This window comes from uncultured Pseudoxanthomonas sp., assembly GCF_947498795.1.
Taxonomy (GTDB): Bacteria; Pseudomonadota; Gammaproteobacteria; order Xanthomonadales; family Xanthomonadaceae; genus Pseudoxanthomonas_A.
This window is the reverse complement of the sequence record NZ_CANMLQ010000001.1, coordinates 1,283,729-1,299,389: the sequence shown is the minus strand read 5'-3', so window position 1 is coordinate 1,299,389 and position 15,661 is coordinate 1,283,729. Positions and strand designations below refer to the sequence as shown.

General features: G+C 67.7%; 13 protein-coding genes. 8 read left to right on the top strand and 5 right to left on the bottom strand.

The window, feature by feature from the left end; genetic code table 11:
• The first annotated feature begins 257 nt into the window (after window positions 1-257).
• Window positions 258-545: a DUF3653 domain-containing protein gene (locus tag Q0907_RS06255; RefSeq protein WP_299342573.1), complete on the top strand. Its 288-nt coding sequence runs from the start codon at window positions 258-260 to the stop codon at window positions 543-545.
• 91 nt (window positions 546-636) lie between these two features.
• Here the strand turns inward: Q0907_RS06255 and Q0907_RS06250 are convergent, their stop codons facing one another.
• Window positions 637-1,023: a HEPN domain-containing protein gene (locus tag Q0907_RS06250; RefSeq protein WP_299342571.1), complete on the bottom strand. Its 387-nt coding sequence runs from the start codon at window positions 1,021-1,023 to the stop codon at window positions 637-639.
• 517 nt (window positions 1,024-1,540) lie between these two features.
• Here Q0907_RS06250 and Q0907_RS06245 point away from each other — a divergent pair.
• From Q0907_RS06245 to pdeM, 4 genes are read left to right on the top strand one after another with little or no spacing between them, the layout of a single operon-like run.
• Entirely contained in the window at window positions 1,541-2,542 is a 1,002-nt protein-coding gene (locus tag Q0907_RS06245; protein ID WP_299342570.1) for a ligase-associated DNA damage response exonuclease, read from the top strand.
• Window positions 2,539-4,131 (top strand): ATP-dependent DNA ligase, encoded by a 1,593-nt coding sequence (locus Q0907_RS06240; protein WP_299342568.1) that lies wholly within the window; start codon window positions 2,539-2,541, stop codon window positions 4,129-4,131. Before Q0907_RS06245 ends, Q0907_RS06240 begins: the two co-directional genes overlap by 4 nt.
• Window positions 4,128-6,584 carry a ligase-associated DNA damage response DEXH box helicase gene (locus tag Q0907_RS06235; RefSeq protein WP_299342566.1) on the top strand — a complete coding sequence of 819 codons (2,457 nt, stop codon included), beginning with the start codon at window positions 4,128-4,130 and terminating at the stop codon, window positions 6,582-6,584. Before Q0907_RS06240 ends, Q0907_RS06235 begins: the two co-directional genes overlap by 4 nt.
• On the top strand, window positions 6,574-7,221 hold the full coding sequence (gene pdeM, locus Q0907_RS06230; protein WP_299342564.1) for a ligase-associated DNA damage response endonuclease PdeM: 648 nt from the start codon (window positions 6,574-6,576) through the stop codon (window positions 7,219-7,221). The genes Q0907_RS06235 and pdeM overlap by 11 nt, the downstream gene beginning before the upstream one ends.
• Before the next feature lie 12 nt (window positions 7,222-7,233).
• Here the strand turns inward: pdeM and fdhD are convergent, their stop codons facing one another.
• Window positions 7,234-8,049, bottom strand: coding sequence for a formate dehydrogenase accessory sulfurtransferase FdhD (gene fdhD / locus Q0907_RS06225; protein WP_299342563.1), 816 nt, complete (start codon window positions 8,047-8,049; stop codon window positions 7,234-7,236).
• A complete protein-coding gene (locus Q0907_RS06220) occupies window positions 8,033-10,339 on the bottom strand; it encodes an FdhF/YdeP family oxidoreductase (protein ID WP_299342561.1) in 2,307 nt (768 codons plus the stop codon). The genes fdhD and Q0907_RS06220 overlap by 17 nt, the downstream gene beginning before the upstream one ends.
• A 173-nt stretch (window positions 10,340-10,512) precedes the next feature.
• Here Q0907_RS06220 and Q0907_RS06215 point away from each other — a divergent pair, with 173 nt between their 5' ends.
• Both Q0907_RS06215 and hemN read left to right on the top strand, forming a co-directional pair.
• Complete coding sequence (locus Q0907_RS06215) at window positions 10,513-11,748, top strand: MFS transporter (RefSeq protein WP_299342658.1); 1,236 nt, start codon at window positions 10,513-10,515, stop codon at window positions 11,746-11,748.
• Between the two features lie 45 nt (window positions 11,749-11,793).
• Window positions 11,794-13,200, top strand: coding sequence for an oxygen-independent coproporphyrinogen III oxidase (hemN, locus tag Q0907_RS06210; RefSeq protein WP_299342559.1), 1,407 nt, complete (start codon window positions 11,794-11,796; stop codon window positions 13,198-13,200).
• A gap of 9 nt (window positions 13,201-13,209) precedes the next feature.
• Here hemN and Q0907_RS06205 read toward each other — a convergent pair whose 3' ends face one another.
• On the bottom strand, window positions 13,210-13,653 hold the full coding sequence (locus Q0907_RS06205; RefSeq protein ID WP_296281739.1) for a hypothetical protein: 444 nt from the start codon (window positions 13,651-13,653) through the stop codon (window positions 13,210-13,212).
• Between the two features lie 155 nt (window positions 13,654-13,808).
• Between Q0907_RS06205 and Q0907_RS06200 the strand changes: the two genes are divergently transcribed.
• Window positions 13,809-14,183 carry a DUF4345 domain-containing protein gene (locus tag Q0907_RS06200; RefSeq protein ID WP_299342557.1) on the top strand — a complete coding sequence of 125 codons (375 nt, stop codon included), beginning with the start codon at window positions 13,809-13,811 and terminating at the stop codon, window positions 14,181-14,183.
• A 9-nt stretch (window positions 14,184-14,192) separates the two neighbouring features.
• Here Q0907_RS06200 and Q0907_RS06195 read toward each other — a convergent pair whose 3' ends face one another.
• Window positions 14,193-15,641: an acetate kinase gene (locus tag Q0907_RS06195; protein ID WP_299342556.1), complete on the bottom strand. Its 1,449-nt coding sequence runs from the start codon at window positions 15,639-15,641 to the stop codon at window positions 14,193-14,195.
• Between the last annotated feature and the right edge of the window lie 20 nt (window positions 15,642-15,661).

The window sequence follows — 15,661 nt, the reverse complement described above, 5'->3', positions numbered from 1 at the left end:
TTTCCGACGAAGCAGAATTGCCTGCGTCGAAGGACAGAATCTTTGCGTCGGTGATCCCTGAATGTCTGCGATGAACATCGGTGGGGCCGCCCTAGGTGTGGCGATGGCCCGAACTGGGTACGCCTTTAATTTCGCATAATGCCTATTATGTCAAAGTCCGATGGGGGCTGGTGGGCGCGGCTGCTCCGGGACTGGCTGGCATGGCGCTTGCGTGGCTCTAAGCCCACCAACGGGAGCTTTGACGCGTGCCTGATCGGTTGAACCGCAACGCCCCTACGATTGTCGAGATTCTTACCGACGTACCTAGCCAGTGGAACGGCTGGCGCTTCTCTGCCAGCGGCCGGCATCTGATCGGGCCGGATGGCGACAGGATCACGCCGCAACGCCTTGCGGGGCTGCTTTGGCGTGACGCGATGGAGCTTCGACGGGCCGGCCCGAAATCGCGCCGCGAAGCTGAAAAGCTGGTTCAGCGTGGACCGGTCAAGGTGCTCATCGTTGACCTAGCCGACTGGCACGCCCGGAACGTGGGCAGCCTCGCGGGATAAAAGCCCGCTCCTTCCAGTCGCTTTCACCGTAGGGGCGCAGCCCCTACAACACGAGTACCACTATCCGCACGAAGATGCCGTGGACGAGATCTCACGCAACAATCTCACGCGCAAGAATCGTCTGACACACTTGGCCAAGCCTAGACATAAATCTGTTGTCGAACTGAGCATTGGCATTTTTCGGCTCAAAGACATAGCGCCACTGATGAAATGCGCCGGAAGCCCTAGAAAGAGCAAACTCAAAGTTGTCTCTGGGAGATTGGACGCTAACGACCAACTTGTCGTCCGACATTTTAAACCCTCCTTCCGGCTCTTTTCCTATGCACCACTGAACGATCTCGTCCTGCAGAACGCTCGGAAGCTTTCCGAACAAATCCCTTAGATCATGTATCTGCCCAGGCTCTCGGCCATCGGCCACGATCAGCGCTTTAAAGGCAAGTTCTACGGAGAATGCGAGACAAACGATAGCGGGCACCATGGCGTAGTGAGGCTGGCTAGATCCATTGACTCGCCGACCCTCCAAGCACCGATGGTATGCATCCCAGAACTGACGCGCTGAAAACACCCTCTGCATAGCGGGTGACGGTGGAATCATGGGCGTGGCCTTGTGGAGATGACTACATGCCTAGCCTACAGCGAAGATACGGGACCGGTTTAGGTGGTGCCGGGCTGATAGCCGGGGCTACGCGGGAACACGTCGGGGCGTTGGCCGGGGGCGTAATCGACGGTAACGCCTGCGCGGCCAGCGGGTCCGGCCTCACTCGCTCCGCTCGCAAGGCCGGACCCGCTGCCGCTTCCGCTCAGGTTGTACAGCGTGTGGCTTGACTCCCTGACGCGAATTTCGCGCGGTCATGGCGTGGCGATGATGACGTGCTTCACCAGCCACCAACTCTATGCCGGAAGAAATCGCCGAGATGGCGGTCTGGGCGCCCTCCTGCTGCGCTCCGGGTTCCGGCTTCACCCCCCTTGTACGCGCCCTTTCGCAGTCTTCCTCCATGACGGCGAACCCCCGCGATCTCATCGTATTGCGTCCTGAAGGCATGTACTGCCCGGCGGGTGATTTCTTCATCGATCCCTGGAAGCCGGTCGCGACGGCGGTGATTACCCATGGGCATGGGGACCACGCGCGCACCGGCATGGCGCGCTACCACGCCGCCAGCGACTGCATGCCGGTGCTGCGGTGGCGGTTGGGCGAACAGGACTTCCATCCGCATGCTTATGGCGAGCGCTTCCCACTGGGGAATGCCGTCGTGTCGTTTCATTCCGCCGGTCATGTTCTCGGTTCCGCGCAGGTACGCATCGAAGTGGACGGCGAGGTCTGGGTCGCGTCGGGTGACTACAAGCGCCAGGCGGATCCCACCTGCCCGCCTTTCGAGGTCGTGCCGTGCGACGTTTTCATCACCGAAGCGACGTTCGGCCTGCCCGTCTATCAATGGCCCGACACGCCCGAGGAAGTCGCGCGCATCGTCGAATGGCGGCGCGCGTGCGAGGCGCGTGGACGTGCGGCCATCCTGTACGCCTATGCGCTGGGCAAGGCGCAGCGCATCCTCGCCGAACTCGCGCGCTTCGACGAACCCCCCGTCTACCTGCATGGCGCCGTGGACACCGGCGTGCAGGTGTACCGCAGTGCGGGCATCGACCTGATCGCCACCGAGGCGGTCGGCGAGCAGCCCAAGGGCAAGGATTTCGCGGGCCGCCTGGTGATCGCGCCGCCCTCCGCGGCCGGGTCCACCTGGACGCGTCGCTTCCGCGACGCCGAACATGGCTTCGCATCCGGCTGGATGCGCCTGCGCGGCAACCGCCGGCGACGCAACTACGACCGCGGCTTCGTCGTGTCCGATCATGCGGACTGGCCGGGCTTGCTCGTCACCATCGAACAGACGGGCGCACGTCGCATCATCGCCACCCATGGCAACACCGACGCGCTGATCCGCTTCCTGCGCGAGCGCGGCCAGGATGCGCAGGCGTTCTCGACCGACTTCGGTGGCGAGGAATGAAAGCCTTCGCCGCGCTCTACCAGGCGCTGGAGCACAGCACCGGCACCCTCGACAAGCGAGCGGCGATCGCCGACTACGTGCGCCGCGTGCCGCGCGAAGACGCGGCGTGGGGGCTTTGGCTGCTTGCCGGCAACAAGCTGCGGCGGATCGCGGGCAGCGGCGAACTGCGCACCTGGTGCGGCGAACTCGCCGGCCTGCCCGCTTGGCTGGTGGACGACAGCTATTCCCACGTAGGCGACCTGGCGGAGACGCTCGCCCTGTTGCTGCCGTCGAGCACGGCGCAGCATCCCGAGCTGCCACTGCATGCGTGGATCGAACAGCGCCTGTTGCCGGTCGCCGGTGCCGATGCGGAGACGCGTCGTCGCACCGTGGTCGACGCCTGGACGCAGCTGCCTGACAGCGAGCGCCTCGTCTTCAACAAACTGCTGACGGGCGCGCTGCGGGTCGGTGTGTCGACGCGCCTGGTCCAGCAGGCGCTCGCGGATTTTTCCGACGTGCCCATCGCGGTGCTCGCGCAGCGCATGCTCGGTGACTGGCCGCCCACGCCGGCGTTCCTCGATGGCCTGCTGTCGACCGAGGTGCTCGACAGCGACCGCGAACAGCCCTACCCGTTCTTCCTCGCCTCGCCGCTCGAGAACGCGCCTGAACAGTTGGGCGATGTAAAGGACTGGCTGCTGGAATGGAAGTGGGATGGCATCCGCGTGCAGGTGATCCGTCGCCGCAACGAGGTCGCGCTCTGGTCGCGCGGCGAGGAGCGGCTGGATGGCCGTTTTCCCGAGATCGAGGCCGCTGCGCTCGGCCTGCCGCGGGATGCCGTCATCGATGGCGAACTGCTGGCCTGGGACGACGGCACGGCACCCCTCCCCTTCTCCGCGCTGCAGACGCGCATCCAGCGCAAACGTCCGGGCAGCAAGCATCTTGCTGCCGCGCCCGCGCGGGTGCTGGCGTACGACCTGCTGGAGCTGGAAGGAGAAGATGTGCGCGAATGGCCGCTGGAGGCGCGCCGGCAGCGCCTGGACGAGCTGCTCCGGGCCACGCACGATCCGCGCCTGCAGGTCTCGCCGGCGGTGGACGCTGCATCCTGGGAGGCGGCCGCCGCGCTGCGCCAGGGCGCGCGCGAACGCGGCGTCGAAGGCCTGATGCTGAAACGCCGTGCATCGCCGTATCGCAGCGGCCGGCGACGCGGCGACTGGTGGAAATGGAAGATCGATCCCCTGACCATCGATGCGGTGCTGCTGTACGCGCAGGCCGGGCATGGGCGCCGCAGTACCCTGCACACCGATTACACGTTCGGCGTGTGGAACGACGCCGGCGAACTGGTGCCGGTGGCGAAGGCGTACTCGGGTCTGGACGACAAGGAAATCCTGGCGCTGGACCAGTGGATCCGCACCCACACGCGCGAGCGGTTCGGCCCCGTGCGTTCCGTCGTCGCCCACCATGTCTTCGAGCTCGGCTTCGAAGGCGTGAACATCAGTAATCGGCACAAGGCGGGCGTCGCCGTTCGGTTTCCCCGCATCCTGCGCTGGCGCCACGACAAGTCCGCGGCGGACGCCGACAAGCTGTCCACGCTGCAGGCACTGGCGCGATGACGCCCCTTGCCCGGCTACAGCAGTGGTTCGCCGCCCGCGGCTGGAAGCCGTTGCCGTTCCAGCGCCAGGCCTGGCGACATTACCTGGCGGGCGAATCGGGCCTGATCCATACCCCGACCGGCAGCGGCAAGACACTCGCCGCGTTCGGCGGACCGCTGCTCGAAGCGTTGGCGGAAAAGGCGCCGTCCCGTTCGTCCGGGTCGCGCAGGCGGGTTGCGCGTCCGTTGCGCGTGCTGTGGATCACGCCGCTGCGCGCCCTGGCCACGGACACGACGCGGGCGCTGGCCGAAACCGCTGATGCGCTCGGCCTGCCGTGGAGTGTGGCGCAGCGCACCGGCGATGCCAGTGCACGCGACAAGCGCCTGGCGCGCGGCGGCAAGCTGGATGTGCTGGTGACCACGCCCGAGTCGCTGTCGCTGCTGCTCAGCTACCCGGATACGGCGCCGATGTTCGGCGACCTGCGCTGCGTGGTGGTGGACGAATGGCACGAGCTGATGGGCAGCAAGCGCGGCGTGCAGACCCAGCTTGCGTTGGCGCGCCTGCGCCGATGGTCGCCTCGCGTGCGAACGTGGGGACTGTCGGCGACGCTGGGCAATCTGGAGGATGCCTGCCGGTCGCTGCTTCCGCCTGGCCAACCGCCGCGCGTGCTGTCGGCCGCGCGGCCCCGGCCGATGACGCTGGAAACGCTGTTGCCGGCGGACATCGTGCGGTTTCCCTGGAGCGGCCACCTGGGCCTGAGCCAGCTTGCGGGCGTGATGGATCGCGTGTTCTCCGTCCGCACCACCCTGCTGTTCACCAACACGCGCGCGCATGCGGAACTGTGGCACCAGGCGCTGTCGTCGGTATGGCCGGAAGACACCTCGACGCTGGCCCTGCATCATGGCTCGCTCGATCCTGCCTTGCGGCAGCAGGCCGAAGCCGGCTTGCGCGATGCATCGCTGCGGTGCGTGGTCGCCACCTCCAGCCTGGACCTGGGCGTCGACTTTCCCTCGGTCGACCAGGTGATCCAGATCGGCAGCCCGAAGGGCGTGGCCCGGCTGCTGCAGCGTGCCGGCCGTGCGCGCCATCGCCCCGGCGAGACCGGCCATGTCCTGTGCGTGCCCACCCACGCGCTCGAACTCGTGGAATACGCGGCCACGCGCACGGCGATCACGGAGGGCGTGGTGGAGACCCGGCATCCCCCTCGCCTGCCGCTCGACGTGTTGGCGCAGCACGCGGTGACGCTCGCGCTGGGCGGAGGCTTCGAGGCGGACGCGCTGCTGGCCGAGGTGCGCACGACGCACGCGTTCGCGACGCTCGATACCGCGACGTGGCAGCGGGTGCTCGACTTCATCGTGCGCGGCGGCGATGCACTGGAGCACTATCCCGAGTATCGACGCGTCGTGCGCGATGCGGACGGCGCATATCGCGTGCACGAGAAGATCGTCGCCCTGCGCCATCGGCTTTCCATCGGCACCATCGCCAGCGACGGCAACGTGTCGGTGAAGTTCATGAAAGGCGGTGGACTGGGTTCGGTCGAGGAAGCCTTTCTCAGCCGCCTGCGCCCGGGTGACCGTTTCCGGTTCGCCGGTCGCTTGCTGGAGCTGGTGCGGCTGCAGGAAATGACGGCCTACGTGCGCCTGGTCAAGCAGGGCGACGGCGTGGTGCCCCGCTGGATGGGCGGGCGCATGCCGTTGTCGTCGCGGCTGGCCGCGCAGGTGCTGGCGTCGCTGGCGGACGACCGGACATCGCCCGAGATGCGGGCGCTGGCTCCGCTGCTGGCCGTGCAGAAACGTCTCAGTCGCGTGCCATCTCCCGGCGAGCTGCTGGTGGAGCAGGTGAAGCGCCGCGATGGATACCACGTATTCGTCTACCCGTTCGCCGGCCGTCGTGCGCACGAGGGGCTCGCCGCCCTGATGGCGTGGCGATGGGGCCAGCGGCACCCCAACACGTTCTCGCTCGCGGCCAATGATCTCGGTTTCGTGTTGTCGGCCCAGCTGTCCGTCGCCCTGGATGCGGACCTGCTGCGGGAACTGCTCTCGCCCCTCCATCTGGTGGACGACCTCGCCCACGGCGCCAACCTCGGCGAACTGGCGCGCCGGCAGTTCCGCGGCATCGCGCGCGTTGCCGGCCTGTTGCCGCCTTCGCTGCCGGGCCGCACGCCGCGCAGCCTGCGGCAACTGCAGGCGTCGAGCGGACTGCTCTTCGACGTGCTGTCGCAACACGACCCCGGCCATCTGCTGCTGGACCTGGCGCGCCGCGAGGCGCTGGAAGAAGACCTGCAGATCGCCGACATGGAGGTCCTGCTCGGCCGGCTGCGCGATGCGCGCGTGCACCTCACCTCGCCCGCCAGCCTCACACCGCTCGCCTTTCCGCTGTGGGCCGACGGGATGCGCGCGCACCTGAGCACCGAAGACTGGCAGGCGCGGGTACGCCGTGCGGCCGAGCAGCTGGAACGCCGCCATGCAGGCTAGCCTCGATATCGAACTGGCAGGACAGCCTGTACGACTGCTCGCCGATCGCGCCATGTTCTGGCCGGCGCAATCCCTGCTGCTGATCGCGGACCTCCATCTCGGCAAAGGCGAAGCGTTGCGTCGTGGTGGCATCGCGGTACCGCGCGGCGGTACGCGCGACGATCTGGAACGCCTGCAGTCGTTGCTTGCCGCCACCGGTGCACGCGAGCTGTGCGTGCTGGGCGACTTCCTGCATGGCGCCGGATCGGGGGGCGCGTGGCAGGACGAGTGGCAAGCATGGCGTGAGCGGCATGCGTCGTTGCCGATCACCGTGGTGGCAGGCAACCACGACCGCCATCTGCATGGACGCGCGTCGGACTGGCGGCTCGATCTCGTCCCCGAAGGCCAGCGACGCGGCCCGTTCGAGCTGCGCCATGTGCCCGGCGACGGGACGGGACACGTCATCGCAGGTCACGTGCATCCCCGCGTGCGCTATCCCGGCTTGCCAGGGCGATGGCCGACGTTCTGGCTGCGAACCGGGCTCACCGTCCTGCCCGCGTTTTCGCGCTTCACCGGTGGCGTCGAGCCGATCCTGCGCGCCGGTGATCGCCAGGTCGCGTGCCTGGGCGGCCTGGTGGCGGCGTTGCCACCGGGATAGATCGACGACGACTCAGGCCTGCGCCATTCGTCCGGGATGGCTGTAGACCACATGCCGGCCCGGACGCGCGAAACCGACCAGGGTCATGCCGCATCCGATGGCCAGGTCCACCGCCAGCGCCGTGGGCGCCGATATCGCGGCGAGGAACGGAATGCCTGCCATCGCTGCTTTCGCCACCATTTCGTAACTCGCCCGGCTGGTGACCAGTGCGAAGCCCGATGCGGGATCGATGCCCTCCCGCCGCATGGCACCGATCAGTTTGTCCAGTGCGTTGTGACGACCGACGTCTTCGCGTACCCGTGTGATCTTGCCGTCCACCCCCGCCCATGCGGCGGCGTGTACGGCGCCCGTCGCTGCGTTCAATCGTTGTCGTTGCGCCAGTTCGACCAGCGCGGCCTCCAGCGCCGATGAGGCGATGGCGCACCCCTCGCCCACGGCCTCGGGTTGCCTGATGACATTTTCCAGGTGCCGGTTGCCGCAGATGCCGCAGCCACTTCGACCGGGCAGCCAGCGTTGCTGGTCGGCGACACGCGCAGGCAGCGGATCGCGGGTTAGAACGTCGAGGTGGATGCCTTCCAGCAAGGGCTGCACCTCCACCGACACGAGATCGCCTGCCTTGATGCCGAGCTCGGTCCACGCGAAGCCATGCGCGAAGTCCTCCAGATCGCACGGCGACACCATCATCACCGCCAGCGGTTCGCCGTTGCAGTGGATCGCGAGCGGTACCTCCTCGGCGAGCAGATCCTGGCGGACGGTCGATGCGCCCCCGGTGACGTCGACGACCTCGCGTCGCGCCATGCCCCCGGTACGATCATCCGGCATCGACATGCGAATCGCGCACCTTGCTGACCACCACCGGGATCGACTTGTAGGCCGGCGTGCCGGAGTGTGGATCGTGGCTGTCCAGCGGCACCAGGCGGTTGCCTTCCGGGTAGTACATCGCGGCCGACCCTTGCGGCAGGTCGTATTCGACGGCGATGAAACCCGACACCGTCCGCGTCGCGTCGTCGCCGGCCAGGTACGACACCACGTCGATCCGGTCGCCTTGCGCCAGCCCGCGCGCGCGCATGTCGTCGCGGTTCATGAACACCACGTCGCGTCGCCCGCTGATCCCGCGATAACGATCATCGAAGCCGTAGATCGTGGTGTTGTACTGGTCGTGGGACCGGATCGTGGTCAGCGTCAGCAGGTCGCGACGGCCCGTGCCCGGATCCTCGTCGAGCCCGGGCGCGACCAGGAACCGCGCCTTCCCGCCAGGCCCCCAGTCGCGTTCGGACGCCCCCACGTACAGTCGGAAACCGCCGGGCTCGCGAACGCGGCGGTTGAAGTCCTTGAACATCGGGAACACCGCTTCGATGTCATCCCGGATGCGGTCGTAGTCGCCGACCAGGCCATCCCAGTCCACTTTCGTCTGCGGCAACGTCGCTTTCGCGATGCCGGCCACGATGGCCGGTTCCGAGAGCAGGTGCTCCGACGCCGGCGGCAGTCCACCCTGCGATGCATGCACCATCGACATCGAATCCTCCACCGTTACCGACTGCAGGCCGCTCGCCTGCAGGTCGCGCTCGGTGCGGCCCAGGCAGGGCAGCAGGAACGCCTGCTTCGCTGGAATCAGATGCGAACGGTTCAACTTGGTGGCGATATGCACGGCCAGGTCGAGCGTTCGCATCGCGGGAATCGTCGTCTCCGGGTCCGGCATCGCAACGGCCAGGTTGCCGCCCATGCACACCAGCGCACGCGAACGGCCGTCGCGGATCGCGCGCACCGCCTCGACGGCGTCGTGCCCGTGCGTGAGCGGGAACTCGAAGCCGTAGGTGCGCTTGATCGCGTCGACCAAGGCCTGCGTCGGTTTTTCGGTTATCCCGACCGTGCGGTCGCCCTGCACGTTCGAATGCCCGCGGATCGGCGCAATGCCGGCGCCCTGCCTGCCGATGTTCCCGCGCAGCAGCATCAGGTTGGCCATCTGCTGCACGTTCTGCGTGCCACGGCGGTGCTGCGTCATGCCCATGCCGTAGCAGAGGATCACGCGGTCCGCCCTGGCGTAGAGCTGCGCGGCGGCGGCGATGTCGTCGCGTGCCAGGCCGGAATGCCTGACGATCTCTTCCCACGTCGTGCGCGCGAGATCCTCGCGCAACGCCTCCAGTCCTTCGGTGTGTTCGGCGATGAACGCATGGTCGAGCACGCCGTTGCCGCCGGCGGCGAGGTCGTCGGCATCGGCGTCCAGCAGCCACTTCATCATGCCTTTCAGCAGCGCGAGGTCGCCGCCGATCTTCACTTGGTAATAGGTCTGCGCGATCGGCGTGGCGGTGTTCGTCAGCATCTCGGCCGGGTGCTGCGGCGAGGTGAAGCGTTCCAGGCCGCGCTCCCGCAGCGGATTCACCGCCACGATGGGGACGCCGCGCTTCGAGACCTCCCGCAGCGTCGAGAGCATGCGGGGATGGTTGGTGCCGGGATTGTGGCCGAAGCTGAAGAGCGCATCGCAGTGCGCGAAATCGTCCAGCGTCACCGTGCCCTTGCCCACGCCGATGGATCCTGGCAACCCGACGCTGGTCGCTTCGTGGCACATGTTCGAACAGTCGGGAAAGTTGTTGGTGCCGTACTCGCGCACCATCAGCTGGTACAGGAAGGCCGCTTCGTTGGACGTGCGGCCGGAGGTGTAGAACTCGGCCATGTCGGGATGCGGCAGCGCCCGCAGCGCTGCGCCGATGCGGGCGAACGCTTCGTCCCAGCCGATCGGCACGTAGCGGTCCGCATCGGCGTCGTAGGCCATCGGATGCGTCAGCCGGCCTTCGTCCTCCAGCGCGTGGTCGCTCCATTCCCACAGTTCCGCCAGCGTGTGGCGTGCGAAGAAGTCCGGAGTCGCACGCTTGCCGGTGGCTTCCCACGACACCGCCTTGGCGCCGTTCTCGCAGAACTCGAACGACGACGTGTGCTTCGGATCAGGCCAGGCGCAGCCCGGGCAATCGAACCCGGTGGGCTGGTTGACGCGGCGCAGCGCCGAGGTCTCGCGACCGACCGCCATCTGGCTCTTCACCGCGCGGGCGACGGCGGCGAGTGCGCCCCATCCGCCGGCTGCGCCGTCGTACTCGTCGATGCCCGGGATCTTGCGTTCACTCATCGGATCCCTGCCCTTGCATGTCGGAAAAAGAGACGCCTGCAGGATACCCGATGCCCTCGGACGGGTTGCATGCGTCACGCATCGTGGCGCCTGTGAACCGGACGCTCAGGATGGGATTGCTAGCATGTCGACCTCGCCTGACCCGGTACCGCCTGCCTCCCGTGATCCGCCTCCTGCTTCCGCTCACCGCCCTGCTCGCCAGCGTTGCGCTGCTGCTGGGTGGAAATGGCCTGCTGGGAACGCTGCTGGCCATGCGCAGCCAGGCCGAAGGTTGGGGCGAGCGCACGACGGGCCTGGTGATGTCGGGCTACTTCGTCGGCTTCTTCCTGGGTACGTTCACCGCGCCACCGCTGATCCGGCGCGTCGGCCATATCCGCGCATTCGCGTTCCACGCCGCGCTCGCGGCGGCGGCGGTGCTGGTGTACCCGCTGTGGAGGGAGCCGGTCGGATGGATGCTGCTGCGCGTGGTCACCGGCATGTCGCTGGTCGGGCTGTGCACCGTGATCGAAAGCTGGTTGAACGCGCAGGCCGCGCCCGAGCATCGCAGCCGCGTGTTCGGCGTGTACATGGTGGTCTCGCTGCTCGCCCTGGCGGCCGGCCAACTGTTGCTCGACCTGCAGCCTCCGCGCAGCCCGGTGCTGTTCAGCGTCGTGGCGATTCTGTTCGCGCTGGCCATCCTGCCGGTCAGCGCGACACGGCTTTCGCCGCCGGTGATGACCGTCGCTCCGAAGGTGCACCTGCTGGAGATCTGCCGGGCGGCGCCGAGTGCGGCCGCCGGCGCGGTGCTCGCCGGCCTGGCGCTGGGCGCGTTCTGGGGCATGGGCGCGGTGTATGCGGCCTCGCTGGGCCTGGATCGCGCGGGCATCGGCACTTTCATGGCAGTGACCATCATCGGCGGCGCCGCCCTGCAGTTGCCGATCGGCCGTCTGTCCGATCGCGGCGACCGCCGCAGCACGTTGGCGCTGGTCGCCGCCGCAGGCGCCGCCACCGCCCTGCTCGCGCTGCGTTTCGAGGGTCAGGCGCACGCCCTGTTCTTCCTGTTCGGCGGTCTGGCCTTCGCGCTGTATCCGCTGGCCGTCGCGCACCTGCTGGACCGTCTGCCGGGCGAGCAGCTGCTCGCGGGCTGCAGCGCGCTGCTGCTGCTCAACGGCATCGGTGCCGCGATCGGGCCCGCCGTGGCCGGTGCGCTGATGCAGCGCTTCGGTGCGGAGGCACTGCCGCTTTTCTTCGCCTGCACCCTGGGAGTGTTGGCGCTGGTGGCCGGTGGCCGCCGCCTGTTCAAGGCGCGCCGGCTGCTGCATCCCGGCCGGTTCCACCCCATGCTGCGCACCACGCCGACCGCGCTGGAGATGCTGCCCGAAATTCCCGATGCGCCCGAGGCCCGAGGGCGCGATCCGCGCGGGAATTGATCCCGATCAATGCGGCATGGTGGGCCAGCCTCTAGCCTGCGCGACATGGGCCACGTCTCTCCAACCCCGATGTTCGATGCCGACCTGCTGCGGCGCTACGACATTCCCGGTCCGCGCTATACTTCGTACCCGACCGCACCCCAGTTCAGCGCGCGCTTCGGTGCCCCGGAACTGCGCGCACATGCGGCGTCGACCAATGGCCTCGAGCACGCGCGCCCCCTGTCGCTCTACGTGCATGTCCCGTTCTGCACCAGTCCCTGCTTCTACTGCGGGTGCAATCGGGTCATCACGCGCGACAAGGCGCGCGGCGAGCTCTACCTCGACTATCTGTACCGCGAGATCGCGCGGATGGCCCCGTTGTTCGACAGCGGCCGCCCTGTCGTGCAGCTGCATTTCGGTGGCGGTACGCCGAATTTCCTGACGCCGGCGCAGATCGCCGATTGCGTGGCCGAGCTGCGCAGCCAGTTCACGTTCGCCGATCCGGCGACCATGGATTTCTCCATTGAACTGGATCCGCGCTTCGTCACGCCTGCCGACATCGCCGAGCTGGCCGCCGTGGGCTTCACGCGGGCGAGCCTGGGGGTGCAGGACTTCGACCCGGGCGTGCAGAAGGCGGTGAACCGATTGCAGGGCGTGGAAGAGACGCTCGCCATCGTGGCGGCATGCCGCGAACACGGCATGCGGTCGGTCAACATCGACCTGATCTATGGCCTGCCGAAGCAGACGTGCGACGGTTTCGCGAGGACGCTCGAGATCGTGCTCGACGCCAGGCCCGACCGTATCGCCGTCTACAGCTATGCGCACCTGCCGCAGTTGTTCAAGCCGCAGCAGCGCATCGCGGACGCCGACCTGCCCGATCGCGAGACCAAGCTTGCCTTGCTCCAGGGAGCGATCGAGCGGTTGGTGGCGGCGGGCTACGTCTACATCGGCATGGACCATTTCGCCCTGCCCGATGACGATCTGGCACGTGCGCAGGCGCGCGGCGACCTGCATCGCAACTTCATGGGCTATACCACGCATGCCGAGAGCGACCTGATCGGGCTCGGCGTGAGCGCCATCAGCCATATCGGCGACAGCTTCAGCCAGAATCCCCGCGACATCGCCAGCTGGGAACGCGCCATCGACGACGGACGCATGCCGGTCTGGCGCGGCATGCCGCTGGATCGCGACGACGTGTTGCGGGCGGAGGTCATCCAGGAATTGATGTGCCATGGCCGACTGGACTACGCGCGCATCGGACGGCGCTACGACATCGTGTTCACCGACTACTTCGCCGATGCGCTGTCGCGGCTGGCGCCGCTGGCCGACGACGGCCTGCTGACGTTCACGCGGGTCGGCATCCAGGCCACGCCCAGGGGTCGCCTGCTGCTGCGGGTGATCGCGATGTGCTTCGACCGCTACCTGCCAGCCGCACCGTCGCCGGACACGCCACGGTTCTCGCGCACGATCTGAGACCCTCCTTCACCGGCACGCCTGGTTGACACGGTCGTCGAGCTTGCGGCTTGTCGCGAAATCGCGCTTCAGGCCAAGTCGCGCGTACGCCTGGTCGCGGGCGTGCTTGGCCCGTTCGCAGGCGACGGCATCGCGATGCATCGAGATCACCGCCCCCTGCGCGGCTGAGTTTTGCCGGCGTTGCCTGGCCGGCGCGCGCTTCGTCCCCGCACCCGCCTGCGCCGGCATGGGCGTCGTGGCAACGACGGGACCGGCGGGCCGTGCGGGGTCCGGCGGGTAGTCGCGCACCCACTCGGTGTGGTGCGTCGACGGGCATGGCGCGGACTGGTAATGCGACTGGCCATCCTTGCCGCGGCATTTGTGGACGGGGTCGCTGCCCCAGGTGGAACTGCCCACGGCGACGAGCACGCAGGCCAGCACGAGGCGGAAGGCGCACGATGAAGAACGATGCATGGCGGGCTCTCCTTGTGGTGGAGCCTGCAGGCTCGCGTGCATGGCCGCGCGCAACCATCGGGGCATGCCGCACGGTGTCGTCGGACTTCGCCGCGTTCACCCTGCCATCACTTGCCGCCATGCGAGATGGCGGTCCATCCCGCCGGAGACGTCCCGTGGCTGCCGCCTATCTGTACCTCAACGCGATCATCTACCTGGTATTCGCCGCGTGGTGCACGCTGGCACCGGCGCGGACCGCGACGGCCATCGGCTATGCGTCGCTGACGCGCTCCGGACAGACCGAATACCTGACCATCTACGGCGGCCTGCAGCTCGGGCTGACGTTCCTGTTCGCCTGGTTCGCCTGGACGCAGCAGATGCGCACCGGGCTGATCCTGGCGATGGCGCTGTATCTTCCGATCGTGCTGTATCGCAGTGCCGCGCTGATGCGCTGGTGGCCGGTGGAGACCGCGACGCTCGCCCTGGCGGTGACCGAGTGGCTGATGCTGGCGGCGGCGATCTGGCTGTGGTGGCAGGGCCGCCCGGCCTGACACGTCGGGTCAGAAATTGATCGGCAGGCGTGCGGTGAAGGTCATGTCCGGCGTGTCGCGGGTAACCCCAACACCGAGCGCCACATTGAGCGACATCCTGTCGCTGAAACGATAGGTACCGCCCAGCAGCAACGTGCCGAGCGTGGTGCGCACGGCGCCGGCGACGTCCTCGCCATCCTGCTTCGTCTTGCCGACGATGCTGGTGTCGTAGCCGATGCTGATGGCCGCCTTTTCGTTCAATGCCAAGCCCATCCCCAAGTTGAAGCCCAGGATGTCGCCGGCCTCGATGTCGCCGAGGAGTTCGGTCTGCCCGCCCAGTACCCGGCGCGATACGTTGCTCCGCTTGAAGTTGTGGAGGTAGCTGAGGCTGCCGAAGAAGACGACCGGGTCGGAGGGATACAGCCACGTGATGCCCGGCTGTAGCGCATTGAACCCGCTGCCGGTGGGCAGGTCCAGCGGCAGACCGGTGCCGGTGGTGTTGGCCACGCAGCGCGTGACGCAATCGGTGGTGACGTCGAACAGGTCCCGGCCGGTGCGGCTCTTGTAGCGCAGCCACGCGATGTAGAACGGCTTGTCGGCCCCCCCGCGGTTGAGCTGGTAACGGCCCGTGACTTCCACGTCGCCCATGCCGCTGCCGCGCGCGTTGAAGACGCGGTCCTGGGCGGAGCCGGTGAAGATCTCGCGGCTGACGGTGTCGCTGTGGATGTAGACGTAGGGCAGCTTCGCTTCGACTTCCATGCGTCGGCTGACACCGTAGCGACCGGTCAGCGTGGCGACGGCGGTGGTCGTCTTCACCTGGCGCACGTCGATCAGGCCGATGAGGATCGCCGGGATGATCGTGTAGCCGACCAGGGCGACCCGGTCGTTCGCCGAGTACCCGTACTGGATGGCCGGCTCCACCACCAGCTTTCCCTTGGGCGTCAGCACGCCGGGCTGGTCGAAGATCTGCGCGATCTCGGGTGGCCGCGAGTCGCTTTCCGGTGCCTGCCCCACACGCTCCGGTGCCGGACTGTCGCCCGCCCGGGGCGACGAGGCCTGCGCTTGCACGCTGGCGTGCGGCGTCGCGGGCGATGGTCCCACGATGTAGGTCGGCGTCGGGGTCGGTGCGTCGCGGAACGTCGGCGCTTGGTTGAGCGAGGGGACGATGACGGGCGCGGGAGCCCCGCGTGCGCGGGCATTGGCGAGGATTTCTTCATTCAACGCGTTCTGCAGGCCGAAGATCTGCTGCTCCTGCGCGTGCATCAGTTCGCGCATCTGCTGCAGGCGCTGGTTCTGCTCGTTGAGCTGCCGCTGCAGCGCATCCAGTCGCGCATCGGCCGTGATCTCGTACGGCTGTGCGGGAATCGGCGGCGGCGTGGCAGGCAATGGAACATCCTGCGCCCTCGCCTGCCCGGCCTGCACACCCAGCCCCACGGCCAATGCCAGCGGTGCGACTTCGATCAGAGACGTCCCTTTCATGATGTTCCCCTTGTCTTGCT

Excerpts from the sequence above, each read along its gene's own strand:
- Q0907_RS06195 (WP_299342556.1), bottom strand. The coding sequence starts at position 15,641 with ATGAAAGGGACGTCTCTGATCGAAGTCGCACCGCTGGCATTGGCCGTG.
- Q0907_RS06240 (WP_299342568.1), top strand. The coding sequence starts at position 2,539 with ATGAAAGCCTTCGCCGCGCTCTACCAGGCGCTGGAGCACAGCACCGGC.
- fdhD (WP_299342563.1), bottom strand. The coding sequence starts at position 8,049 with ATGTCGATGCCGGATGATCGTACCGGGGGCATGGCGCGACGCGAGGTC.
- Q0907_RS06205 (WP_296281739.1), bottom strand. The coding sequence starts at position 13,653 with ATGCATCGTTCTTCATCGTGCGCCTTCCGCCTCGTGCTGGCCTGCGTG.
- Q0907_RS06220 (WP_299342561.1), bottom strand. The coding sequence starts at position 10,339 with ATGAGTGAACGCAAGATCCCGGGCATCGACGAGTACGACGGCGCAGCC.
- pdeM (WP_299342564.1), top strand. The coding sequence starts at position 6,574 with ATGCAGGCTAGCCTCGATATCGAACTGGCAGGACAGCCTGTACGACTG.
- Q0907_RS06235 (WP_299342566.1), top strand. The coding sequence starts at position 4,128 with ATGACGCCCCTTGCCCGGCTACAGCAGTGGTTCGCCGCCCGCGGCTGG.
- Q0907_RS06245 (WP_299342570.1), top strand. The coding sequence starts at position 1,541 with ATGACGGCGAACCCCCGCGATCTCATCGTATTGCGTCCTGAAGGCATG.
- Q0907_RS06250 (WP_299342571.1), bottom strand. The coding sequence starts at position 1,023 with ATGGTGCCCGCTATCGTTTGTCTCGCATTCTCCGTAGAACTTGCCTTT.
- hemN (WP_299342559.1), top strand. The coding sequence starts at position 11,794 with ATGGGCCACGTCTCTCCAACCCCGATGTTCGATGCCGACCTGCTGCGG.